The organism is Dissulfurispira sp. (assembly GCF_036745535.1).
Lineage (GTDB): Bacteria > Nitrospirota > Thermodesulfovibrionia > Thermodesulfovibrionales > Dissulfurispiraceae > Dissulfurispira.
Genome location: NZ_DAIOFX010000136.1, coordinates 1 through 2,836, shown reverse-complemented (window position 1 = coordinate 2,836; position 2,836 = coordinate 1). Strand labels below are relative to the sequence as shown.

The 2,836-nt window shown below is 40.0% G+C and carries 2 protein-coding genes and 1 pseudogene; all 3 read left to right on the top strand.

The features are described 5' to 3' along the window. Positions 1–655 (top strand): acylneuraminate cytidylyltransferase family protein (locus tag V7L97_RS12025; RefSeq protein ID WP_333656303.1); only part of this gene is annotated, 655 nt, incomplete at its 5' end. After that, positions 642–2,522: an N-acetylneuraminate synthase family protein gene (locus tag V7L97_RS12020; RefSeq protein ID WP_333656301.1), complete on the top strand. Its 1,881-nt coding sequence runs from the start codon at positions 642–644 to the stop codon at positions 2,520–2,522. The genes V7L97_RS12025 and V7L97_RS12020, both read left to right, overlap by 14 nt. An 81-nt stretch (positions 2,523–2,603) precedes the next feature. Further along, a pseudogene (locus V7L97_RS12015) lies at positions 2,604–2,836 on the top strand (hypothetical protein); the annotation flags it as partial.

Genomic DNA, 2,836 nt, shown 5'->3' with positions numbered 1-2,836 from the left:
AAAGAAAAATATACAACCACTGTTAGGTAAACCTTTATTATGCTTTTCAATAGAATCGGCATTAGAAGCTTTTTACATCGATGATGTGGTTATTTCTACAGATTCTCACGAGATAGAGCAGATTGCAAAAAAATATGATGGCGTTAAGGTTATAATAAGGCCCGATAATTTAGCACTTGATACTACACCAACGGAGCCTGTATTAATACATGCGCTTGATTGCCTAAAGAAGGATTATGAAAATCTTCCTGATTATGTTGTCCTTTTACAGCCGACGTCTCCTTACAGAAAAAAAGGCACTATTGACAGATGTATAGAGATGGTTTTGAAGACGGGGGCGGATTCTCTTCTGACCGTGTGTGAGAATCATAGTTTTTTCTGGAAGAATGAAAGAGGTATGGCAGTTGCTCTATACGATTATAAAAACCGTCCGAGAAGGCAGGACATAAAGTTAGAGGACAAGTGGTACAGAGAGAACGGCTCGGTATACATAACCAAAACAGATATTCTACTGAAAGAGAAAAACCGTCTCGGTGGCAAGATAGTTATGTATGTGATGAGCGAAGAAGAATCTATAGAGGTAGATTCCCTTTATGAACTTTTTCTACTCGACATAATAATGAAAGATAAAGGATACGCTAATGCAAACGATTAAGATAGGCAACAGATTCATAGGAGAAGGTCAGCCCTGTTTTATTATAGCCGAAATAGGAATAAACCATAATGGAAGCATGAAAATTGCCAAAAAACTTATAGATATGGCATTGGAGGCAGGTGCGGATTGTGTTAAATTTCAGATGAGAAATCTGGATGCGCTTTATAGAAAGAGCGCTATCGAGAATACAATAAACGAAGACCTTTCTGTTCAATATACAATTTCTTTGCTTAAAAAATTCCAATTATCAACTGAGCAGATGAAAGAGCTTGCCGAATACTCGGCACAAAAGGGCATAATGTTTATGTGCACACCGTGGGACAAACCGAGCGTGGATGAACTTGAACGGATAGGCGTTCCTGCTTACAAGCTGGCATCCGCTGATATGACAAATATGGACCTGCTTGGCTATATCATTAAAACCGGAAAACCCGTGATCATTTCGACAGGTATGTCAACTGTAAGTGAAATCGAAAAGACAGTAATGTTTTTAAAGGAAAAGAAGGCAGAGTTTGCTATTCTGCATTGTAATAGTACTTATCCGGCTCCCTATAAAGACATAAATTTGAAGTTTATGCTTGAACTTAAGAAATATGGCGTGCCTGTTGGTTATTCGGGACATGAAAGAGGCATTGCCATATCTGAAGCGGCTGTGGCTATGGGTGCCTGTATAATAGAAAGACATTTTACATTGGATAGAACAATGGAAGGGCCTGACCATGCTGCAAGCCTCGAATTCCCCGGACTGCAAAAGCTTGTAAGGGACATACGAAATATCGAACTTGCAATGGGGTCTAATCACAGATGGCTTACCCAGGGTGAGCGTTTAAACAGGGAGAATCTCGCAAAAAGCCTTGTTGCCGCTGTTGATATAAAAAAAGGCAAGGTGCTTACAGCCGAGATGATCTCGGTGAAAAGCCCCGGAAAGGGAATCTCCCCGCAGAGGATCAATGAACTGATAGGCAAAAAGGCCAAGAGAGATATCAAAAGGGATGACTACTTTGTAGAATCGGATTTGAGAGATGGCAATAAGTCCTTGCATAAATATAATTTTAGAAGAAAATGGGGGCTCGTGGTCAGGTATCATGACATTGAAGATATCGCCAGGAAAAGTTCTCCACATTTTTTTGAGTTTCACTTAAGCTATGACGATGTTGATCATGCCTTTAAAATAAAGAATTACGAGCAGGGGCTTATTGTCCATGCCCCTGAGCTTTTCAGGGGCGATAACCTGCTCGATTTATGTTCGCTGGATGATGCTAAAAGAAGGCTTTCCATTGAGAACCTTCAGATGGTCATTAATATAACTCACAAACTAAAGAAACATTTTTCCACAAAAAACAAAGTCTATATAGTCGCCCATGTAGGCGGGTTCAGTATAGACGAACCTATACTACAAAAGGAAAAGCTTTATGAAAATCTTGAAAATTCATTAAAGGAGTTGGAAGAAGGGGAAACGGAAATTATTATAGAGAATATGCCTCCATTTCCATGGCTTTTCGGAGGGCAGAGGTATCACAATGTCTTTGTATCTCCTGAAGATATTGCGGATTTCAGCGCCAGAACCGGAAGAAAAATATGTTTTGATACATCACATGCGCTTCTGGCATGCAATCATCTGAAAATTCCTCTTTCCGATTATATACAAAAAGTTAGGCCTTATATAGTGCACCTGCATATTGCAGACGGTGCCGGTGTTGACGGTGAAGGATTGCAGATAGGCGAAGGCGAAGTAGATTTTGAAGAATTGTTTAGAATGTTAGATGGATGCGACGCAACATTTGTCCCTGAAATATGGCAGGGGCACAAATTTGGTGGAGAGGGTTTCTGGACTGCCCTTGAGAGGCTGTCTAAGTATAATGTCTGAACTATATGAAAATTTGTATAGATATTGATCCGTTCGTCATAGTTTTTACGAGAAACTAAGGAAACCGGAGAGGAAAGATCGATGTCCGATGTTATTATTTCGAGATCGCCGTATGAAGAAGAGTTTCATTGTATTGTTGAAAATAACATGGAAAACAAAAAAATAGATGCGTTTTTGAGAAGGGAAAGGAAAACGGTAGTTGTTCAGGGGCTTGGTTTTGTCGGCTCTGCTATGGTTGCAGCTTTATCGAATGCCAGAGATACAAGTGGAGAGTTGACTTTCAATGTTATCGGTATCGACCTTCCTGATGAACA

What these genes read in the sequence shown, in the direction of transcription:
- V7L97_RS12020 (WP_333656301.1), top strand. Translation starts at nt 642, where the DNA reads ATGCAAACGATTAAGATAGGCAACAGATTCATAGGAGAAGGTCAGCCC.